Below are 20,935 nucleotides of genomic sequence, written 5' to 3'. Positions count from 1 at the left end.
CATTGGCTGAATTTTTACAAAATTTAACACAAAATTCGTTCCTAAACCATCTTGGATTTGAAATGGTACAGCTGGATGTGGACAGTGTTGCTCTAAAGCTGTTGGTGCAACCCGATCACCACAATTTGAACCAGACGTTGCACGGTGGTGTTCATGCAGCGATGCTGGAAAGTATACAAACCATGGTCATTCAATCCATTTACAAAACAAAAACTTCAGTGATGAATTTAAACGTCCATTATCTTGCACCTGTTAGTACGGGAGAAATCATGGCAACCGCAAAAATTATCCAGAAAGGATATAAGGTTGCGATGGCAGAGGCGAAAATCATTGGCGAAAAACAACAGTTAATCGCAACCGGAACAGGAGTTTATAAAATTTTACGAGATTCATAAAATATTAACTTGAAAATTCTAAAAATTATGTATAATATAATCATTAACATACCGACTGGTAAGTATGTCGGTTGGAGGTGCAATGATGAATTTTGACTACTCGGATAAAGTGAAAGAGCTGCAAAACAAATTAACGGCTTTTATGGATGAATACATTTACCCGAATGAAAAAGTGTATGCTGAACAAATTGACAAAAAAGATCGTTTTTCCAAAATTCCGCCCATTATGGAAGAATTAAAGGAAAAGGCCAAGAAAGCTGGGTTATGGAATTTATTTTTGCCGGAAAGCGAATATGGCGCCGGCCTGACGAATTTAGAGTATGCTCCGCTTTGTGAGATTATGGGACGTTCGAGCATAGCCCCAGAAGTTTTCAATTGCGCAGCTCCCGATACTGGCAATATGGAAGTACTTGTCCGCTATGGGACAGAGGAGCAAAAAGAACAATGGTTAAAGCCTCTGCTAAAGGGCGAGATTCGTTCTTGTTTTTCGATGACTGAGCCGGAGGTTGCTTCATCAGATGCGACCAATATTCAGGCCAGCATTGTTCGCGATGGCGATGAATATGTCATCAACGGAACGAAATGGTGGTCTTCCGGAGCTGGCGATCCCCGCTGTAAAATTGCGATTGTAATGGGCAAAAATGATCCGAATGCCCCAACCTATGAACAGCAATCAATGATTTTGGTACCACTTGATACGCCAGGAGTTACGATTAAACGCGTTTTACCGGTATTCGGCTATGATCATGCCCCGCACGGCCATGCAGAAATTGAATACAACAATGTCCGCGTGCCAGCAACGAACATGTTATGGGGTGAAGGGAAAGGGTTCGCGATTGCTCAAGGAAGGCTAGGGCCGGGACGGATTCACCATTGTATGCGCTCGATCGGCGCTGCGGAAAGAGCATTAGAAGAAATGTGTAAACGTGTTCAAAGTCGTACCGCTTTTGGTAAAAAACTTGCTGAACAAGGTGTAATTCAACAATGGATTGCTGATTCCAGAATTGAAATTGAGCAAGCAAGACTGTTGACCCTTAAAGCAGCGTACATGATGGATACGGTTGGTAATAAAGAGGCAAAAGGCGAAATTGCGATGATTAAGGTCGTGGCTCCAAACATGGCCTTAAAGGTGATCGACCGCGCGATTCAAGCACTCGGAGGAGCCGGGGTCAGTGATGATTTCCCGCTTGCTGCAAGCTGGGCAAATATTCGAACTTTAAGGCTGGCGGACGGACCGGATGAAGTGCATCGCAGAGCGATTGCTCGCTATGAATTGAAAAAATACAGATAACTAAGGGAAACTGTCGGTTCATAAATGAAGAAATGACGTGCAAATATGCAAACGGATTCAACTCATTATTTTATGAAAAGAGGCGGATGGGGGTAGGAACATGCATGTAAAGGAGCTTTTTGACCTAAAAGGAAAAGTAGCCGTCGTAACCGGAGGCGGCCGCGGATTAGGGAAGCAAATTGCCGAAGGCTTTGCGGAAGCAGGCGCAAATGTCGTGGTTTGTTCGCGAAGAGTAGAGGCGTGTGAACAAGTTAGTGAAAGCCTGAAAAAATTGGGCGTTGATTCGCTCGCCCTTAAATGCGATGTCAGCAATCCGGAAGACGTGAAACAGGTGGTTGAACAAATAATTGCGAAATTTGGCCGCATCGATATTTTAGTCAACAACAGCGGCGCTTCGTGGGGAGCACCTGTTGAAGAAATGCCGCTCGAAGCATGGCAGAAGGTTATCAACACAAATGTGACAGGGACTTTTTTGATGTCACAGGCAGTTGGAAAAGTTATGCTTGAGCAGCAAGCTGGCAAAATCATTAATATCGCTTCGGTTGCGGGTTTAAAGGGTTCGAACCCGAAGTACATGGATGCAATCGGTTATAATTCCAGCAAAGGTGCTGTAATTACATTCACTAAAGATTTGGCAGTGAAATGGGGGCCGAAAGGAATTTATGTAAATGCGATCGCTCCAGGATTTTTCCCGACAAAAATGTCAAGGGCATTGATTGAACAGGGAAGGGACGCGATTCTTGAAGGGACACCACTTCGAAAATTCGGTAGTGACAATGATTTGAAAGGGGTTGCCCTTTTCTTGGCTTCCAAAGCTTCTGACTTTATTACCGGGGAAGTTGTTGTTGTCGACGGCGGCGCAAATGCAATGTAAGGGAAATTTGGTTAATGTTATGGGGTTTTTGTTCGAGACCTGTCAGAGGGAAAAATCGCCGCGAAAGGTCAATGAGAAAAGTCGTCATAACAAATTTTTCGAATAGGGGTGCAGTAAAAATGAAACGGGATGCAGTGATTGTTTCAGCCGTACGGACGGCAATCGGCCGCCAAGGGGGAGCGCTTGCCAGCGTACCGGCACATGTGCTTGGGGCTGAAGTCATAAAAGAAGCGGTAAAAAGAGTCCATCTTGATCCACAGCAAGTTGATGATGTCATTTTCGGCAATGTTTTAAGCGGAGGCGGCAATATTGCGAGGTTAACAGCTTTACAGACTGGTTTATCAATAGATTTGCCTGGACTGACTGTTGATCGTCAATGCGGTTCAGGAATCAATGCTGTCAATTTGGCAGCTCAGGCGATCCGGGCTGGCGACGGTGATATTTATATTGCGGGTGGAACAGAAAGCATGAGCCGCGCGCCATACTTGATGGATCGGCCGGAAAAACCGTATAGCTCCACACCGCCTAGTTTCCGAAAATCACAGCTGTCTCCAAAAGAGATCGGTGATCCGCCTATGGGAATCACTGCGGAAAATTTAGTAAAAAAATACCAAATACCCCGTGAGGAACAAGATGAATTTGCATTAAGAAGCCAGCAAAGAATGGCAGCTGCAATGGAGGAAGGCAGGTTTGATGAACAAATTGTACCGATTACCATTCCTGTCAAGAAGGGTGAACCGATTGTTTTTAAAAAAGACGAACACCCAAGACCGCAATCGACCATGGAGGGATTGGCAAAACTAAAGCCAGCGTTCCTCGAGGGAGGAACCGTAACAGCCGGTAACAGCTCTGGGTTAAATGATGCGGCAGCAGCCCTTGTCATAATGTCAAGGGAAAAAGCCGAGGAACTTGGCATACAGCCACTTGCGGTCATTCGCGATTATTCAGTAGCAGGGGTTGATCCAAACATCATGGGAATCGGACCGGTTCCAGCCGTTCAAAAAGTTATGGAAAAGTCCGGGTTATCACTTGAAGACATGGATCTCATCGAAATAAATGAAGCCTTTGCAGCACAGGTACTTGCCTGCAATCGCGAATTGCAAATGGATTTGGAAAAGGTGAATGTCAACGGCGGCGCCATCGCCCACGGGCACCCGCTTGGGGCAACAGGAGCCATTTTAATGACAAAAGCAGTCTATGAATTGCATAGATCCGGCGGAAAATTTGCACTGATTACTGCTTGCATCGGCGGCGGTCAGGGCATTGCAACCATAATTGAAAAAGCTTAATGAAAGGAGTGGCGATCATGGCTGCGGATACGATTCCGATTCGAAAAGGAGAAGAACTGGATGCGGCAGCGATCGAGGCATTTATTCGCCGCTATATTAAACACTTGCCAGATGATCCGCTTGCAATTGTCCAATTTAGCGCCGGCCGCTCCAACTTAACGTATCAGTTGAATATCGGAGAGTGGGAGGCTGTTTTAAGGAGGCCGCCATTGGGGCCGGTTGCCCCGAAAGCGCATGACATGGCACGGGAATTCCGGATACTCACGGAAATTCACCCCCACTTTCCGGCAGCGCCAAAGCCGTATCTCTTTGCAGATGAAAGCGTCATTGGCTGCCCCTTTTTTATCATGGAAAGAAAAAAAGGTATCGTGCTAGACACAGAGTTTCCGCCAGATAGTACGCCAACGAAAGAAATTTGCCGGCGAATTTCGGAAACCATGGTCGACAATCTTGTTTTGCTTCACAGCATTGATTTTGCAAAAACAAAGCTCATAGAAATGACGAGACCAGCGGGTTTTTTAGAAAGGCAAGTGCATGGCTGGATCCACCGTTACGAACGTGTAGAGCTTGAGGAAATTAAGGGAATTGACCATCTGAAAAAATGGATGGTTACCCATATACCGGTCTCACAGGCACCAGCAATCATACATTACGATTTCAAACTCAATAACGCAATGTTTGACAAAGACTTTCGAAAATTGATCGGGTTATTTGATTGGGAAATGACAACAATTGGAGATCCACTGGCCGACCTTGGTGTTGCGATGAGCTATTGGACTGAACCGAATGATTCCGATTTATTAAAAAAAGGGATGGGTGAAGTACCAATCACGGCGACCCCGGGATTTATGACAAGAACGGAATTTATGGAGAGTTATGCGAAAAAAAGTGGCCGAGATCTTACCGCAATGAATTTTTATTTAACGTTTGCCTATTTTAAACTGGCCGTAATTTGCCAGCAAATTTTCTATCGCTGGAAAAATGGTCAAACAAAGGATGAACGGTTTGCCCATCTCGATGCGTTTGTCCGCAATTTAATTCAATACGCACTTGAACTAACTGAAAGAAAGACCTGAGGTGCAAACAGATGAGGAAAATACATCTTCTTTTAAAAAAAGAAGAATTGGACCAGCAAAAAGTAAAAGACAATAAAATCGTTGTTGTCTTCGATGTGTTGCTTGCTACCTCGACCATCACTTCCGCTTTGCAATTCGGAGCAAAGGAAGTGGTTCCAGTCTTAAACGGCATGGAAGCCCAAATCGAAGTCAACGGCCGTAAAGAGGGAAGTTATGTTTTAGTTGGCGAATATGAAGGGAAAACATTAGATGGTTTTTTATCGCCGAATCCGCTTGATTTGCAGGAAAAAATTTTTGGTAAAACGGTTATTCTTTCGACAACCAACGGAACAGTTGCACTAAAGGGGGCGTCAAAAGCCAAGGCCGTTTATGCTTCAACACTCGTAAACAATCAAGCAGTGGCCAATCATGTAGGAAAACGTCTTGATGGAGAAACATTGTTACTCGTCTGTTCCGGATCATCAGGGGAGTTTAATGTCGAGGATTTTTACGGTGCCGGACACTTTATTGCATGTCTGCTGGCAAGCGATGTGTTCCAATGGGAGTTAACGGATCCTGCCCTTGGCGCCTATCAATTTTACAAAGGAAACAGCCAGAACGGTGCAAGGCTTTTAAGAGAATCGCGGGTGGGCAAGATGCTAGCGGGGTATGGATATGAAAAGGAACTTGACTTTGTCTCGAATGAAAATATATTTTCCGTTGTTCCTATTTTAAAAGGGAAAACCATAATAAATGCGGAAATAGAAGAATGCGAGCCTGTTAGCAAGTAACGGGTTCGCAATCAATTCATTCGAAAATAATTAATAAAGTTTTTGATAGCGTTTACATATGAAAGGAGTGAAAACATGGCTTTAAACCCACAAGTACAAATCTTATTGGAAAAACTGAACGCTAGGGGAGCACCCCCAATGTCTGAACAAACCGTGAGCGAGGCGAGAGCGGCCTTTGCGAAAATGTGCCGGATGTTATCCAAGCCAGAACCGATCGCCAAAGTGGAGGAACGGAAAATTCCCGGTTTTCAAAACGATATAAAGGTTCGCATCTATACACCGGGACAACTAAAATCACTTCCAGTCCTTGTTTATTTTCATGGCGGAGGGTGGGTGATCGGTGACCTTGACACCCATGATCCTCTTTGCCGTGCCCTTGCGAATCAAGCGGAATGCATGGTTGTTGCGGTCGATTACAGCCTTGCCCCGGAAAGTAAGTTTCCTGTCGCCGTCGAGGATGCCTATATGGCCCTTCAGTGGGCTGCTGCACAAGCAGTTGGACTTGGTGGCGACCCGACACGTCTTGCAGTAGCCGGTGACAGTGCGGGCGGGAATTTGGCAGCCGTCGTCTGCTATTTAACGCAAATACGAAAAGGTGCCGCGATTTTGTATCAAATGCTCTTTTATCCTTCCACCGGTTTTCACTATACGCCTTCCTATGAAGAATATGGTGAAGGCTATCATTTAACAAAAGCAACGATGAAATGGTTTAGGCAACAATACCTCACAGAGTATGCCGATACGAAAAATCCAATGGCAGCACCGCTATTAATCCCTAAAGAAGCTACACCGTTGCTGCCGCCTGCCTATATTTTAACCGCGGAATACGACCCATTAAGGGATGGCGGGTTCGAATATGCCGAAAAACTTAAAAAAGCGGGTGTCGAAACGCAGTATTTCTGCTATCCAGGCATGATCCATGGATTTTTAAATATGACAGAAGCCCTTGACGATGGAAAAAAAGCGATTGCCGATGCAGCCAAAGCGCTGAAAGACCACTTTGCCGCAAGCTGTCGCTAAAGTAGCACTGATTGCTTGAGTAAGGCAAATTTAAAAAAAGGAGCGAAGATCACATGCAAACTCTTCATTTTCCTTATTGGCCCAATATCTCAAAGTCTTTAAAGGTTCCGGAAACCTCTCTGTATGACAACTTAAAAGTAAGTGCGGCGCGCTATCCTAATCATACGGCCATTATTTATTACGGGAATACCATTTCCTATAAACAACTCGATGAAGAGGTAATTGAACTTGCTGGCTTTATGCAGCAGAAGCTTGCTGTTGCAACGGGGGAAAAAGTGCTGCTGTTTATGCAAAATTCACCGCAATTTGTAATCGGTTATTATGCGATTTTGCGGGCGAATGCTGCGGTTGTTCCGATCAATCCAATGCTGACAGCGAATGAACTGGAATTTTACGTACGGGATTGTGAAATTAAAACAGCGATTATCAGTCAGGAATTGTATGATCAAGTTGCGCCATTGCTTGGGAAAACGACGCTAAGCAACCTAATCATCGCCGCCTATTCCGATTATACTGGAGCCGATTTTTCTGACGTTGTTCCAAAAGAAGCGGTAGCTCCAAGGCGAGTTTACAGTGAAGGAAATCATTATCTTTGGAGCGAAGCCGTTCGAGCAGGCTACATCCCGGGCGAGCATACGGCAAAAGCAGATGATCTGGCTGTGTTGCCGTACACTTCCGGAACGACCGGCCTGCCAAAGGGCTGCATGCATACGAATCGCACCGTACAGGCAAACACGGTTGGTGCCTATTATTGGTCGCGGACTACAACAGACTCCGTTCATTTGACAACTTTGCCGCTCTTTCATGTGACCGGCATGGTTCACAGTATGCATATGCCGATTTTTAGCGGTAGCACAATGGTCATTATGACGAGATGGAATCGTGAAGCAGCTATTGAATTAATAAAAAATGAAGGGTGTACCCATTGGGTTGCAATTGCCACGATGATTGTTGATTTTCTGGCAAATCCAAAATTAAAAGCAGAAGATTTAGCAACGCTAACTTCGATTTCCGGCGGCGGTGCCTCATTGCCGGAAGCTGTTGGTGAAAAGCTATTCAAAATGACAGGATTGCGGTATGTTGAAGGATATGGTCTTTCGGAAACGATCGCCCAAACGCATTTCAATCCGGCTGATCGGCCTAAAATGCAATGCCTTGGAATTCCATCATTTGATGTCGATGCACGGATTATTGACCCGGCAACCGGGAAGGAGCTTGGCGTTGGTGAAATTGGCGAAATTATCGTCAACGGACCACAGGTGATGATCGGCTACTACAACCGTGATGATGAAAACCGCAGTGCGTTTATTGAACATGACGGAAAGAAATTTTTCAGAACGGGTGATATTGGCCGTTATGATGAAGAAGGGTATTTCTTTATTGTTGATCGGGTAAAACGAATGATTAATGCTTCTGGCTTTAAAGTGTGGCCGACAGAAGTAGAATCCTATTTATACAAGCATCCGGCGATTCAGCAGGCATGTGTTGTTGGTGTGCCGGATCCAAGGCGCGGCGAAACGGTGAAAGCATTTGTGATTTTAAATGAAGAGGCGGAAGGGAAAGTGACCGAACAAGAAATTATTCACTGGGCGAAAGAGCATATGGCGGCTTATAAATATCCGCGCTATGTCGAGTTTAAGAAGCAATTTCCGGTTACGAGCAGTGGAAAAATTCTTTGGCGCAAGCTTCAGGAGGAAGAGTGGGAAAAAGCGGAAACAAAAGTTGAATAACAGGTGAATGACCGTTTCCGCAAAAAGCTCTGTTTATTTTTGCGGAAACGAGAAAGATGACAAGGGGGTAAACAATGGAAATTTTCATCCAACAGCTATTCAACGGCTTAACCATTGGAAGTGTGTACAGTTTGGTCGCTCTTGGATTAACACTCGTCTATGGCATCCTCCATATTCCTAACTTTGCCCATGGTGCTCTTTATATGATGGGCGGGTATATTACGCTAACCATGATTACAAAAGCTGGAATGGAGTATTGGCTGGCAATGTTTGTCTCCATTCTTGTTGTTGGCCTGATTGGCGTGTTAATGGAACGGCTTGTCTTCCACCCATTGCGGGAAGCACCGCCAATCCATGATAAAATTGCTGCAATCGGGATCTTGCTGTTTCTCGAAGCATTTGCCCAATTTGTCTGGGGGGCGGATTATCAATCAATGCCGACACCCTATGGTAATGTGGTAAAACTTTTTGGCCTGACTTTGACGATGCAGCGATTATTAATTGTTATTTCCGCGATTGTTGTGATGATTTTGCTTTATCTTTTCTTAAAAAAGACCTTTATTGGCGCAACGATTATTGCGATGTCGCAAAATCGTGAAGGTGCCAATTTGGTTGGCATCAATACCGATAAAGTGGCAATGCTGACGTTTATGATTTCAGGGGGACTTGCAGCGATTGCTTCTTCGCTAGCTGCACCGATAAATCTTGTTTTTCCGGGAATGGGTCAACTTGTGATCCTAAAAGCATTTGTCATCATCATACTTGGCGGAATGGGGAGCATACCGGGTGCGATCATCGGCGGCTATATTTTAGGCTTTAGTGAAAGTTTAGGTGCCACGTATATTTCGAATGATTACAAAGACATTATCGCTTTCGTTCTCCTTGTCATTATTTTGTCAGTTAAGCCGACGGGTCTGTTTTCAAAGGGGGGACAATAGTGGCAAAAATATTTAAGCAAAGAAATACGATTACACTGTTTATCTTATTAGCCGTTGCTTTTCCGTTTTTTAGTCAAAACGAATACTTGATCCATGTGATGACCCTTTCGTTTATTTGGATGATTGGTGTTTATGGTTTAAATCTCCTGGCTGGTTACACTGGGTATTTATCATTGGCCCATGCAAGTTTTTTCGCTGTTGGCGCGTATGCTCTAGGGATTTTAACGGTTAAAGCACAGCTGAATTTTTGGCTCGCGTTCTTGTTATCACTAGTCATTACAAGTTTTCTCGGTTTCCTCATCGGTTTGATTGCTTTACGAACAAAAGAACATTTCTTCGCCATCTATACATTATGTGTCGGCTACATTCTTTATCTTGTGATTGACAAATGGGACAGTTTAACAGAAGGTGTTCGCGGCTTGATCGGAATTCCTGCACCGGAGGCAATTGGTCCTATTTCATTTGATAGTCCCTTTTCTCAATACTACCTCATCTTGTTTTTCTTGCTTCTCGTTGTATTTGTTATGTACCGCATCATTCATTCACTTACTGGACGTACTTACATCGCGATTCGCAATAGTGAAGATTTAGCACTGACGATTGGCATTTCAACAATGAAAAATAAATTAACCGTTTTTGTGTTATCAACCTTTTTTGCCGGATTATCCGGTGCGCTTTACGCCGCATTTATCCGCTTTATTGGTCCGGATATCGGCTATATTACGATTACGTTTGATTTATTAACCTACTTACTAGTCGGCGGTATCGGCACTCTGACCGGACCGATTGTCGGCACCTTATTAATCGTCTGGATTTCCCAACAGCTTCAATTTCTTCAGGACTATCGCATGATGATCTTTGGCCCGGTTTTAACATTGCTTGTTATATTTTATCCAAAAGGAATTGTTGGTGCGCTATCAAGCTGGAAAGCAAAGCGACATGAGAAAAAACAACATTTGTACAAGATAGCAAAAACAAATGCGATTACCGAGCGGTTTCCAACTGCTGAAAAGCAAATTGAGGAGGGGTAGGATGATTCTGCAAACGAAACAACTGACAAAACGTTTTGGCGGTTTGACCGCGGTGAATCACGTTGATTTTTCAATCGAAAAAGGAAAAGTCAATGCAATTATTGGTCCAAATGGGGCAGGAAAATCTACCTTTTTCAATTTGATCAGCGGCTTTCATCGGCCTACTTCCGGAGAAGTTCTTTTTAAAGGGGTCGATATTGCGAAAATGCCGGCAAATAAAATTGCTGAGCTCGGAATTGCGCGAACGTTTCAGACAACGAATCTATTCGAACAATCAACCGTACTTGACAATGTCATGATCGGACACCGCCTGCGAACGAAATCGAATTTACTGGATGCCGTTTTTCGAACCGCAAGACACAAACGTGAAGAAAAGCAATGCCGTGAGAAGGCATTTGAAATGATTGAATTTGTCGATTTGCAAAAGGTCGCTGACAAAGAAGTCGCTAGTCTAACGCAGGAGGAGAAAAAACGAACGGCATTTGCACTCGCGCTTGCGACCGACCCGGAAATTGTTTTCCTCGATGAACCGGCAGCAGGGGTCAATCCCGATGAAACGGAAGGCCTCGCAGCATTGATGCAGAAAATGGTGAAAAAAGGAATTACCGTTTGCTTGATTGAGCACAAAATGCAGATGATTATGAAGCTGGCTGATAAAATCATGGTCTTAAATTATGGCGAAAAAATTGCAGAAGGAACGCCGGAAGAAATCCGCAACAATCCAGCAGTGATTAAAGCTTACTTAGGAGGGAGCGCGATTGCTTAAACTATCGGATGTCTCAGTGAACTATGGCAGTTTTACCGCAATCAAAAACGTCAATATCGAAGTGGAAAAGGGGGAAATTGTTGTGCTGCTCGGTTCGAATGGTGCGGGAAAAAGCACTACTTTCCGGGCAATCAGCGGTCTTAGCAAACTGACAAACGGAGATATTTTGTTTAATGGCGAGTCGTTGAAAAAGCGGACAGCCGACCGGATTGTTCAGCTGGGAATTGTTCAATGCCCAGAAGGCCGGAAGCTTTTTTCAGCAATGTCCGTTCAGGAAAACTTGAAAATGGGCGCATACATCCACAGACGGAAAAAGGAAGAAATCAGGCAATCAATTGAACACGTGTATGAATTGTTTCCGATATTAAAAGAAAAGCGGCATGATGCCGCTGGTTCGTTGAGCGGCGGTCAGCAGCAAATGCTTGCGATCGGCCGGGCATTGATGTCGAAACCGGAGCTAGTAATGCTTGATGAACCTTCAATTGGGCTTGCACCTTTGATTGTTGAACAAATGTTTGAAGTTATCCAGCGAATCAACCAAGAGGGGACAACGATCCTTCTTGCGGAACAAAATGCGAATGCCGCGCTAAAAATTGCCAATAAAGGCTATGTATTTGAAAATGGCTCTGTCGTTCTGGAGGGAACTTCTGAACAATTATTTGCAAACGATGATGTCCGCAAAGCTTATATTGGTGCTTAGAAGTTTAGTCGGTAAAGGGGGTGATTGCAAGGAAATTTTTCTATATAACATTCAGAATATTGAAATAACAAAGGGGGACTTTGAATGAAAAAAACGTTTCTAATGGGAGTAATCTTTGTTTTATTTTTAGGTTTGGCTGCCTGCAGTGGAACATCGAAAACAACAAGTTCCTCAGGCAGCAATGAAACGAAAGGCGGAGAAGGGGTTGTCAACATCGGCTACAGCGGACCGTTAAGCGGACCAGCTGCTTTCTACGGAGAGCGTACATTGAACGGGGTTAAAATGGCTGCTGAGGAAATCAATAACAGCGGCGGTTTTGAAGTGAATGGGAAAAAATACAAATTAAATATCGTCTCACTAGATGATAAATACTTACCGAACGAAACGGGAGCCAATGCCAAAAGGCTTCTTCAAGAAAACAAAACACCGATCATTTTTACACCGCACAGCGGCGGAGTATTTGCGATGCAAGTTTTTAACCAACAGCAAAAATTTATTATTGGCGCATACACAAGTGAACCGAAAGTGACCGAGGTTGGCAATAAGCTGACCGTTCGGATTCCGCCGCGGTATGACGGATACTTAAAACCGTTTACCGATTATGCAATGAGTAAGTTTGGGAAAAAGATTGCTTTCTTGCCGACTTCCTCTCAATATGGCAAAGACTGGTCAGCAAAACTTAAAACGTATTGGGAAAAGCGGGGCGGATCAATTGTCTACAATTCGTCGATTGATTTTACAAAAGACACGGATTTCTTTACAATTGTGACGAATGCTTTAAAGGAAAATCCTGATGTTTTATTCATCGGCGGTGCATCCGAGCCGACGGCAAAAGTGGCGAAGCAGGCGCGCGAACTTGGTTTCAAGGGCGGTTTTGTCATTATGGATCAGGCGAAGCTTGATGAAATGAAAAAGGTTACCGGGACATACGATGTTTTGAACGGCTCCATTGGGGTCATGCCACTGGTTGATTCAGATGCTCCGGCAGTTCCAGAGTTTGTTAAGAAGTATCGCGAAAAATACAAAGAAGATCCGGGCTCTGAAGCAGGCTTGAACTATATTGCGATGAATATTTTTGTCGGCGCCATGCAAGCAGCAGGATCAGTTGATGATCCGGAAAAAATCCGTGCACATATGCAGGATGGAATTGATAAACTGCCTAACGATAAAAAGGTGTATAACATTCAAAAGATTGGGGCAGATGGCGGCTTTGATTCAGAACTGATCGTTGCTGCAGTTGAAAACGGGAAAATTGTTCCGATCAAGGTGAAATAATTTAAACCAATCCTCCCAGTTTCCAAGAAATCACTGGAAATGGGAGGATTCTGTTTAGCCGAATTTATAAAACTGGAAGCTTGTCCTTGAAAAACGGAAACAGGTTGGCGGCAAGTTGGACATTTAAAAATTGCTGATTGTCCGCCAAATCAATTCCGAGCAGCTGTTCAATTTTTTTCAGTCTGTAGGTCAACGTATTGAAATGGATTGGGATTGATTCTGCTGCTGCCTTGCTATTTTGATTATGGTGCAAATAGGTGAATAAAGTGGTGAGGAGCTCACCTTTACGGTTTTGATCATATTCGATAGCAGGTCCCAAAATTTCAAAAATAAAGTCGATCAATTCTTCTTCCGAATTTTGCAGAAGCAGGCGCTGAACGCCTAATTCTTGATAATGTATCACGGCTTTCGATTGATTGTAGCTGCGAATAAACTGCAAACATTTGCTTGCTTCCTGCAAGCTTTTTGTGACTTTGGCGAGTCCTGAATGAATCCGGCCAATACCAAAGGAAACGGTTGTTCCCCAGTTTTTTAAGGCGATTTCATGCTGAAACCGTCCAATAAGCTCTTTTATTTGTAAATTGACATAAGTGGTCGAAACCTTTTGCTGAAATGAAAGTAGAATAATCACTTGATCGTGGTGGCGGACGGCAAGGCCTTTTGCAAAGTTTTTCAAAAAAACACGGTTTGCCATATTTACCAAGTGGCGGACCATGCTTGTTTGTTTTTGCGACTGTTCTTGTTCATCAAGCTGGAGAATCATCGCCATATATAGCGCCTCTTGCTCAAACTGCAGCTGCTTGCCCCGCTGTAGGAGCTTGCTATCGATTTTTCCAGCGGAAAGCGCTTCAATTAACTCGCCATTCATTCGTTCCTCTGCTTCGAAAACCGCCTGTTCTTTCATCATTTCCAATGAAATGACAGTGCAGGCATGCTCCAAGGCTGTAATGTCGACATCATTCATTTCAATACTTTCAGCAATGACCAATGAACCAAACAAATTTGGTTTTGTGCCGATTGGCAAAATGGTTATCTTTAGCGGCTTTTGATCGAACGACAGTTCAAACACTTGCCGCGGGAGCTTTACTATCCCCATCGATTCAACAGCTTTCGTTTTAATAGCCGACAAAATTTCGCTTGAAAGCATCGATTGATCTGTATAGAAAATCAATTCCCCAAGATCATCGACCAGTATAATGGGACGACCGATTTTTTTGCGCAAATAGCGGATAATCGAGTCAAGACCTTCACCGTTCAAAACAAGGGTTGCTAAACTGTTATGAATTTCAACAGAGCGTGAAAGCCACTCATTTTGCTTTGAGATCGTATCGTTCAACAATTTTAATTGCTTCACCGTCTTTTCCTGTTCAAGATAAAGGCTGGCCTTTTCAAGTGCAACGGCTGCCTGATGGGCAATGGCTTTTAAGAGATTAATATCTTCATTAATAAAGTGAAGGGATGGATCAAACGAATCGAGTACAATCACACCGATGCATTCCTCTTTTAAAAAAATAGGCGCGCATATCGTTGAATACGGAATGGTCGGAATCGAGTCAACCATTAATTTCCGATTCGTCTCTGACAAGGTTTCATTTGCTTTTTCCACCTCTTCCCTGTTAGGGAATATCAAACATTGCCTAGCGGAAAAAGCCATACCTGTCATTGATTCCCCGGGCCTGAGCTTGATGCTTTTGAGAATATCGGACTTGAAACGGCTATCTGCTTTGGCTGTCAAAAAGCCGTTTTCTCTATCAAAAATGAACAGTGCACCTCCGTCTGCCGCATCGATAACGGAAACGGTCTGCACCATGATCGCATTCATAATTGTATCAATATCCAGCGAAGAATTTAAAACGTTTGAAACTTGGATCAATGATTGCAATTGTCGATGGCTTAATGGTTCATTCATTAAAAATCCTCCTGGCGAATATTGTTTAAAATACAAAAAATTAAATTTCTTTTGTTTATTTTAACAAAAAAAGAATCAATTAGCTGATTATTTTGGATAAAATCTTTCTTTTAATTGTATATTGTAAATTATGCACAAAAAAATTGTGAAAACTTTGTGTATTTAAACAAAGAAAAAGTTATCAAAATTTTTTAAAATAAAACAAATATTCTATCAAAATGGGAAGGGGACCTTTTGGTGATTAATGAGGATCGAATTTGGCAAAGGTTGCAGTCTTTAAGCACCATCGGCCATACAGAAGCAGGCGGAATAATCAGGTTATCGTTTACAAAAGAAGAACAGCAGGCAAAAGATCTTGTTGCTACATATATGAAGGAAGCCGGTTTATCCGTCCGAATCGATGAAGCAGGCAATTTGATTGGCCGAAAAGAAGGAAAGAATGCGAACGCTCCTGTAGTTATGGTCGGATCGCATCTTGATTCGGTTTATAATGGAGGGAATTTTGATGGCCCACTTGGAGTGATTGCTGCAGTGGAAGCATTGCAGGCAATGAAGGAGCAAAACATTGAAACAGAACATCCGATTGAGGTCATAGCTTTTACGGACGAAGAAGGGGCTCGGTTTAGTTTTGGCATGATCGGCAGCAGAGGGATCGCCGGTACGCTAACCGCTGAAGATTTGCACTATCAAGACAAGGACGGGATTACGATTGCCGAGGCAATGGCCTCAGCCGGCCTCAATCCGGACGAAGTTTCAAAAGCGGCACGAAAACCGGGGGATGTAAAGGCATATGTTGAGCTTCATATTGAGCAGGGGCGGGTACTTGAACAGCGAAACCTTCCTGTAGGAATTGTTACAGGGATTGCTGGTCCTCTGTGGCTTAAATTAATCATTGAGGGAGAGGCTGGCCATGCCGGAACAACGCCGATGAATTTAAGACATGATGCCCTTACGGCCGCAGCAAAAATGATGCTGACAATCGAAACAGAAGCAGCCAAAACGGGTACGACCGTTGGGACCGTTGGTCAGCTTCAAGTTTTTCCAGGCGGGATCAACGTTATCCCTAACCGCGTGGAATTTACCCTTGATTTGCGCGATATCGATGAGAAAGTCCGCGATGGCGTCGAAGAAAGAATTTTACAGCAAGCTCGGGAGATTTGCCAAATTCAAGGCGTAAACTTAAACGTTGAACTCCTGCAGCGAGTACCGCCAGTACCGTGTTCCGAATTGGTTCAATCTGCAGCTAAAGCAGCATTTGAAGAATTGGGTTATGAAATTTTCACCCTTCCTAGCGGCGCTGGTCATGATGGCATGCAAATGAAAGATCTATGTCCAATCGGCATGTTGTTTGTCCGTTCAAAGAACGGCATCAGCCACAATCCGGAAGAATGGAGTTCAAAAGAAGATTGCGGGCATGGTGCAATCGCTCTTTACAAGACTATTGTGAATTTGGCGATTCAAAAAAATTAAGGAGTGAATGAAGATGAGTGCAGATGCAATGTTAAATGTAAAGGACTTGGCCGATGAGGTTAAGGAAGATGTCATCCGCTGGAGGAGACATTTGCATGAAAATCCGGAATTGTCTTTTCAAGAAGAAAAAACAGCGCAATTTATTTATGATACCCTTGCTTCCTTCGGCAATCTGGAACTTTCAAGACCAACCAAAACAAGTGTGATGGCCAGATTAATCGGAAATCAACCGGGGAAAGTTTTAGCGATTCGCGCCGATATGGACGCGCTGCCAATTCAGGAGGAAAATACGTTTGAATTTGCCAGTAAAAATCCGGGCGTTATGCATGCGTGCGGCCATGACGGGCATACAGCAATGCTGTTGGGAACGGCAAAAGTGCTGTCACAGCTAGCATCCGAAATTAAAGGGGAAGTGCGTTTCTTTTTCCAACATGCGGAGGAGTTGTTTCCAGGCGGTGCAGAAGAAATGGTTCAAGCTGGCGTCATGGATGGAGTCGATCTTGTGATTGGCACCCATTTGTGGTCGCCGATTGAAAAAGGAAAAGTTGGCATCAGCTATGGGCCAATGATGGCAGCACCGGATACTTTTCATATAACAGTTAAGGGAAAAGGAGGACACGCCGCTCTTCCGCACGATACGATTGATTCGATTGCAATCGCTGCCCAAGTCGTTACCAACCTGCAGCATATTGTTTCCCGAAATACGGATCCATTAGATAACTTGGTCGTTTCGGTTACACAGTTTATTGGCGGAACGACGCATAACGTCATTCCTGGTTCTGTTGAACTGTGCGGTACAGTTCGCAGTTTTGACGCAAAATTGCGCGAAGCGGTTCCGGGAAAAATGGAGCAAATAGTAAAAGGTATTACGTCCGCACATGGTGCCAGCTATGACTTTAAGTATGTAAATGGCTACCGTCCGGTTATCAATGATGAACAAGTGACAAAGGTGCTAGAAGAAACCGTTCTGGAAGTGTTTGGAGAAGAGGCGCTTGATCTTATGCGGCCAAATATGGGGGGAGAAGATTTTTCAGCCTTCCAGCAAAAAGCGCCTGGAGCCTTCTTCTATGTGGGAGCAGGAAATAGAGAAATGGGAATTACCTATCCGCATCATCACGCCAGGTTTACCATTGACGAAGATGCACTGGAAATCGGTGTTAAAATGTTCCTTCATGCCACCTTTAAATTTTTGAATTAAAGCTCTTGTCAAAGGATTTCAACTCATGCTATGCCTTGCCGCGTTGAAGGGGCCGCCATCTAGTGCGGCCGCATAGCAGTATAGCTATAATTTTTGGAAAATTCAAACAAAAATATCAGGAGGTCTTCGATGAAACTCTATCACTTATTGGCGCTGCTCCCGTTCATTGGAATCTTAGGTGGTATCTTCTTTACGAATCGCGTGACGCCGTACATCCTCGGCATGCCATTTATTTTATTCTGGATTGTTTTTTGGGTTGTGATGACTTCAGCAATTATGGCAATTATTTATCAATTGGATCCGAAAAATAAGGAGGGAGTATAAATGAATTCAGCACTATTTATCATTTTTGGCTTTTTATTGTTAACCATGTTTCTCGGGATCCAAGCTAAAAAAGGAAAGGATATGAACCTTGAACAATGGACGGTTGGCGGACGCGGTTTTGGTTCAATCTTTGTCTTTTTGCTGATGGCAGGGGAGATTTATACAACCTTTACATTCCTTGGTGGCAGCGGCTGGGCATACGGTAAGGGCGGACCTACTTTCTATATTCTCGGTTATGGCTGCTTGGCCTATATCATGTCCTATTGGATGCTTCCGGCAATCTGGAAATATGCGAAAGAAAATAAATTGTTATCCCAGTCCGACTTTTTTGTCAGCAAATACAAAAGCCCTTATCTAGGTGTGTTTGTCGCGCTTGTTGGGGTCGTAGCTTTGATTCCTTATCTTGTATTGCAATTAAAAGGATTGGGGATTATCGTTTCAGAAGCTTCTTATGGAACAATATCTCCAACGATCGCAATTTGGATTGGCGTGCTTTCGGTAACTGTATATGTTATGATCTCTGGTATACATGGCTCAGCCTGGACAGCAGTGATCAAAGATACGATGATTCTCGCGATTGTCTTGTTCTTAGGAATTTATCTCCCTTTCCATTACTATGGCGGCATTCAGCCGATGTTTGAGGCAATTGATCAAGCAAAGCCAGGTTTCATTACCTTGCCGCAAAGCGGTTTAAGCAGCTCATGGTTTGTTTCAACTGTACTGTTAACAGCACTTGGCTTTTATGCCTGGCCGCATACATTCGGGTCAATCTATTCTGCGCAAAATGAAAAAGTGTTCCGCAAAAATGCAATTATCATGCCGTTATATCAGTTAGTTTTGCTTTTTGTTTTCTTTGTTGGTTTTGCAGCAATTCTTCAAGTAAAAGGTTTGGAAGGTCCGGCTGCTGATTTGTCCCTATTAAGGTTATCGATCAAAACTTTCGATCCGTGGATAGTGGGCATTATTGGTGCTGCCGGCTTGCTGACAGCGATTGTTCCCGGTTCGATGATTTTAATGGCGGCCCCTACACTTTTGGCGAAAAATGTTTACAAAGTTTTTCGGCCGCAGGCAAGCGAACAGCAAGTTTCCCGGTTAGCGAAAAACCTTGTTCCGGTTGTTGCTCTCATTGCCCTTTACTTTACCTTTAAAGGCGGGAACACGATTGTAACATTGCTTCTGATGGGGTATAGCTTGGTAACCCAGTTATTTCCTGCTCTTGTTTCAAGCTTGTTTAAAAATAATTTTGTTACAAAACAAGGAGCATTTCTCGGGATTGCGGCCGGAGTATTTACAGTCGCATATACAACGATTACCCAGACGACGATTGGCACCCTTTTCCCAAGTCTTCCGCAATCAATTAAAGATCTAAACGTAGGAATTATTGCCCTTGTAATCAACTTGGTTGTAACCTTTGGCGTCAGCCTTGTCACACGATCCATCAATTCGTCCAATACAGAAACAGATGAAATTATTGCATAAAAAAGATGGCCTAGGCCATCTTTTTTTATAATATCGCCAGAATTTATATCCATAAATTCTGAACGCACGACGGGCAAGGATGCCCTAGTCAGGCGAAAGGCACAGGATGTGCCGTTTTGAGCGTGATAAAATCAACTACGCCTCTGTCTTCGCCAATCGGCGAGTTTTCTTTAAATGATTTGTTTTTTTACACGGTTCTCTGCAAAAAGAATGGCTAAAAAAATGGCTGAAAACTGAAAACTGCTCGTACAACAGGATGAGCAAGCCCCCTTTTTGGGACTGCTGCCACGCATATCAATAGGTTGAACTATTTCGCTTTAACGGGTTGCAAAAATGTATGAATATACTGATAAATTTCCGTTGGGCGTTCTTCTGGAATGGCATGGCCAGTATCTTTTAAAACAACGAGTTCAGCATTTGTCAGATCGTTTTTCAAACGCTTGCCGATCTCAAGCGGGACGGATCGATCTTGTTCGCCCCATATCAACAGGCAGGGAGTCTGAATTTGTTGGAGTTTTTCTGCCGGCAAGTCGCCTTCTCGATGGCGGACCATACGAGCGAGAGCAGTGAAAATTTCTTTTGATAAAAAAGGTTCTAAGTATCCTTGAATCATTTCCTCATTAATTAAGTCATGATTAAATAAGGAATCCTGCAGATTTTTCTTTACCCCTGTCCGCTCAAGCCAATATTTCACAAAAAACGGAAAAAAGGGAAGGTAGCTTGTAAAAATCAACGTTCGTGCTGCCCGTTTTAAATAAGCAGAACTGCACAATAAAATGGCTTCATTTGAGAACTGCGGCAACAAATGAAGGATATTTAGCACGATTTGCCCACCCATTGAGTGGCCAATAAGCGTGATGTTTTTTAGTTTAAAAAATTCAACAAGTTTAATGACGGTTTGTGCCATATTTTTATATGAATAGACAAAACGGCGAGATTTTTCACTCTTTCCAAATGGAGGAAGGTCAATCGTCAAAACTTGATAGTCTTGATGCAATAATGGAATCAAATGGCGAAACGTAAAGGTAGAAGAAAGAAATCCATGAAGCAGAACAATTGTTTTTTTCGATGAAGTGTTTGGATAGAATTCATAATAAACATTTGCCTCATTGATCGCTTGAAAGCCAAATGATCCAGGCTGTAACACTTTCGTTTCCCCCTTACAAAAGATATGAATGTAATTTGCCCCAAAAAAATTTTTTTAGTCAAAAGAGGATAATTTAGGGGGGATAGAGAAACTAAAAAAACAGGGATAAGCTTTGTTTTAAAAGCATCTCCCTGCAACATTCAATGATGGTTTTCCGATGGTTTGTTAGTAGTAAAAGCTTTGTTGTGCTTTTCGGTAAATGTCCAGTAAGATCCGCTGGCTTTGTATATAATCCTGCTCCCGCCGCTGTTCG

Annotated in this window: 19 protein-coding genes; 17 read left to right on the top strand and 2 right to left on the bottom strand. The window is 43.4% G+C overall.

Going from position 1 to position 20,935, the window contains the following annotated elements:
• Positions 1–2 precede the first annotated feature (2 nt).
• The 13 genes from ACQYAD_RS12480 to ACQYAD_RS12420 all read left to right on the top strand — a co-directional run bounded on the left by ACQYAD_RS12480 (position 3) and on the right by ACQYAD_RS12420 (position 13,155).
• Positions 3–395, top strand: a complete 393-nt coding sequence (locus ACQYAD_RS12480) for a PaaI family thioesterase (protein WP_430238589.1) — start codon at positions 3–5, stop codon at positions 393–395.
• A gap of 85 nt (positions 396–480) precedes the next feature.
• Positions 481–1,686 carry an acyl-CoA dehydrogenase gene (locus tag ACQYAD_RS12475; RefSeq protein ID WP_430238588.1) on the top strand — a complete coding sequence of 402 codons (1,206 nt, stop codon included), beginning with the start codon at positions 481–483 and terminating at the stop codon, positions 1,684–1,686.
• 100 nt (positions 1,687–1,786) lie between these two features.
• Entirely contained in the window at positions 1,787–2,560 is a 774-nt protein-coding gene (locus ACQYAD_RS12470; protein ID WP_430238586.1) for an SDR family oxidoreductase, read from the top strand.
• Positions 2,561–2,679: 119 nt separating this feature from the next.
• Positions 2,680–3,849 carry a thiolase family protein gene (locus tag ACQYAD_RS12465; protein WP_430238584.1) on the top strand — a complete coding sequence of 390 codons (1,170 nt, stop codon included), beginning with the start codon at positions 2,680–2,682 and terminating at the stop codon, positions 3,847–3,849.
• Positions 3,850–3,866: 17 nt separating this feature from the next.
• Complete coding sequence (locus ACQYAD_RS12460; RefSeq protein ID WP_430238582.1) at positions 3,867–4,925, top strand: phosphotransferase family protein; 1,059 nt, start codon at positions 3,867–3,869, stop codon at positions 4,923–4,925.
• An 11-nt stretch (positions 4,926–4,936) separates the two neighbouring features.
• Positions 4,937–5,695 carry a 2-phosphosulfolactate phosphatase gene (locus tag ACQYAD_RS12455; protein WP_430238580.1) on the top strand — a complete coding sequence of 253 codons (759 nt, stop codon included), beginning with the start codon at positions 4,937–4,939 and terminating at the stop codon, positions 5,693–5,695.
• 138 nt (positions 5,696–5,833) lie between these two features.
• On the top strand, positions 5,834–6,715 hold the full coding sequence (locus ACQYAD_RS12450) for an alpha/beta hydrolase (protein ID WP_430238578.1): 882 nt from the start codon (positions 5,834–5,836) through the stop codon (positions 6,713–6,715).
• A gap of 53 nt (positions 6,716–6,768) precedes the next feature.
• A complete protein-coding gene (locus ACQYAD_RS12445) occupies positions 6,769–8,445 on the top strand; it encodes a long-chain fatty acid--CoA ligase (RefSeq protein WP_430238576.1) in 1,677 nt (558 codons plus the stop codon).
• A 74-nt stretch (positions 8,446–8,519) separates the two neighbouring features.
• On the top strand, positions 8,520–9,383 hold the full coding sequence (locus ACQYAD_RS12440) for a branched-chain amino acid ABC transporter permease (RefSeq protein ID WP_430238574.1): 864 nt from the start codon (positions 8,520–8,522) through the stop codon (positions 9,381–9,383).
• Positions 9,383–10,414: a branched-chain amino acid ABC transporter permease gene (locus ACQYAD_RS12435; protein ID WP_430238572.1), complete on the top strand. Its 1,032-nt coding sequence runs from the start codon at positions 9,383–9,385 to the stop codon at positions 10,412–10,414. The genes ACQYAD_RS12440 and ACQYAD_RS12435 overlap by 1 nt, the downstream gene beginning before the upstream one ends.
• Position 10,415: 1 nt before the next feature.
• Entirely contained in the window at positions 10,416–11,180 is a 765-nt protein-coding gene (locus tag ACQYAD_RS12430) for an ABC transporter ATP-binding protein (RefSeq protein WP_430238571.1), read from the top strand.
• Positions 11,173–11,880 carry an ABC transporter ATP-binding protein gene (locus ACQYAD_RS12425; protein WP_430238569.1) on the top strand — a complete coding sequence of 236 codons (708 nt, stop codon included), beginning with the start codon at positions 11,173–11,175 and terminating at the stop codon, positions 11,878–11,880. Before ACQYAD_RS12430 ends, ACQYAD_RS12425 begins: the two co-directional genes overlap by 8 nt.
• Positions 11,881–11,964: 84 nt before the next feature.
• A complete protein-coding gene (locus tag ACQYAD_RS12420; protein WP_430238567.1) occupies positions 11,965–13,155 on the top strand; it encodes an ABC transporter substrate-binding protein in 1,191 nt (396 codons plus the stop codon).
• Positions 13,156–13,219: 64 nt separating this feature from the next.
• Here ACQYAD_RS12420 and ACQYAD_RS12415 read toward each other — a convergent pair whose 3' ends face one another.
• On the bottom strand, positions 13,220–15,064 hold the full coding sequence (locus tag ACQYAD_RS12415; protein WP_430238566.1) for a helix-turn-helix domain-containing protein: 1,845 nt from the start codon (positions 15,062–15,064) through the stop codon (positions 13,220–13,222).
• Between the two features lie 237 nt (positions 15,065–15,301).
• On the opposite strand from ACQYAD_RS12415, the gene ACQYAD_RS12410 reads away from it, so the two are divergent.
• The 4 genes from ACQYAD_RS12410 to ACQYAD_RS12395 all read left to right on the top strand — a co-directional run bounded on the left by ACQYAD_RS12410 (position 15,302) and on the right by ACQYAD_RS12395 (position 19,535).
• Positions 15,302–16,534: a Zn-dependent hydrolase gene (locus ACQYAD_RS12410; protein WP_430238565.1), complete on the top strand. Its 1,233-nt coding sequence runs from the start codon at positions 15,302–15,304 to the stop codon at positions 16,532–16,534.
• Between the two features lie 13 nt (positions 16,535–16,547).
• Positions 16,548–17,732: a M20 family metallopeptidase gene (locus tag ACQYAD_RS12405; RefSeq protein WP_430238563.1), complete on the top strand. Its 1,185-nt coding sequence runs from the start codon at positions 16,548–16,550 to the stop codon at positions 17,730–17,732.
• 129 nt (positions 17,733–17,861) lie between these two features.
• A complete protein-coding gene (locus tag ACQYAD_RS12400; protein WP_430238561.1) occupies positions 17,862–18,056 on the top strand; it encodes a DUF3311 domain-containing protein in 195 nt (64 codons plus the stop codon).
• Complete coding sequence (locus tag ACQYAD_RS12395) at positions 18,057–19,535, top strand: sodium:solute symporter family protein (RefSeq protein WP_430238559.1); 1,479 nt, start codon at positions 18,057–18,059, stop codon at positions 19,533–19,535.
• Between the two features lie 307 nt (positions 19,536–19,842).
• Here the strand turns inward: ACQYAD_RS12395 and ACQYAD_RS12390 are convergent, their stop codons facing one another.
• Positions 19,843–20,682, bottom strand: coding sequence for an alpha/beta fold hydrolase (locus ACQYAD_RS12390; RefSeq protein WP_430238557.1), 840 nt, complete (start codon positions 20,680–20,682; stop codon positions 19,843–19,845).
• Positions 20,683–20,935 lie beyond the last annotated feature (253 nt).

It is taken from the genome of Neobacillus sp. SM06 (assembly GCF_050496765.1).
Lineage (GTDB): Bacteria > Bacillota > Bacilli > Bacillales > Cytobacillaceae > JAEVLT01.
This window is presented reverse-complemented; position numbering and strand designations above follow the sequence as displayed.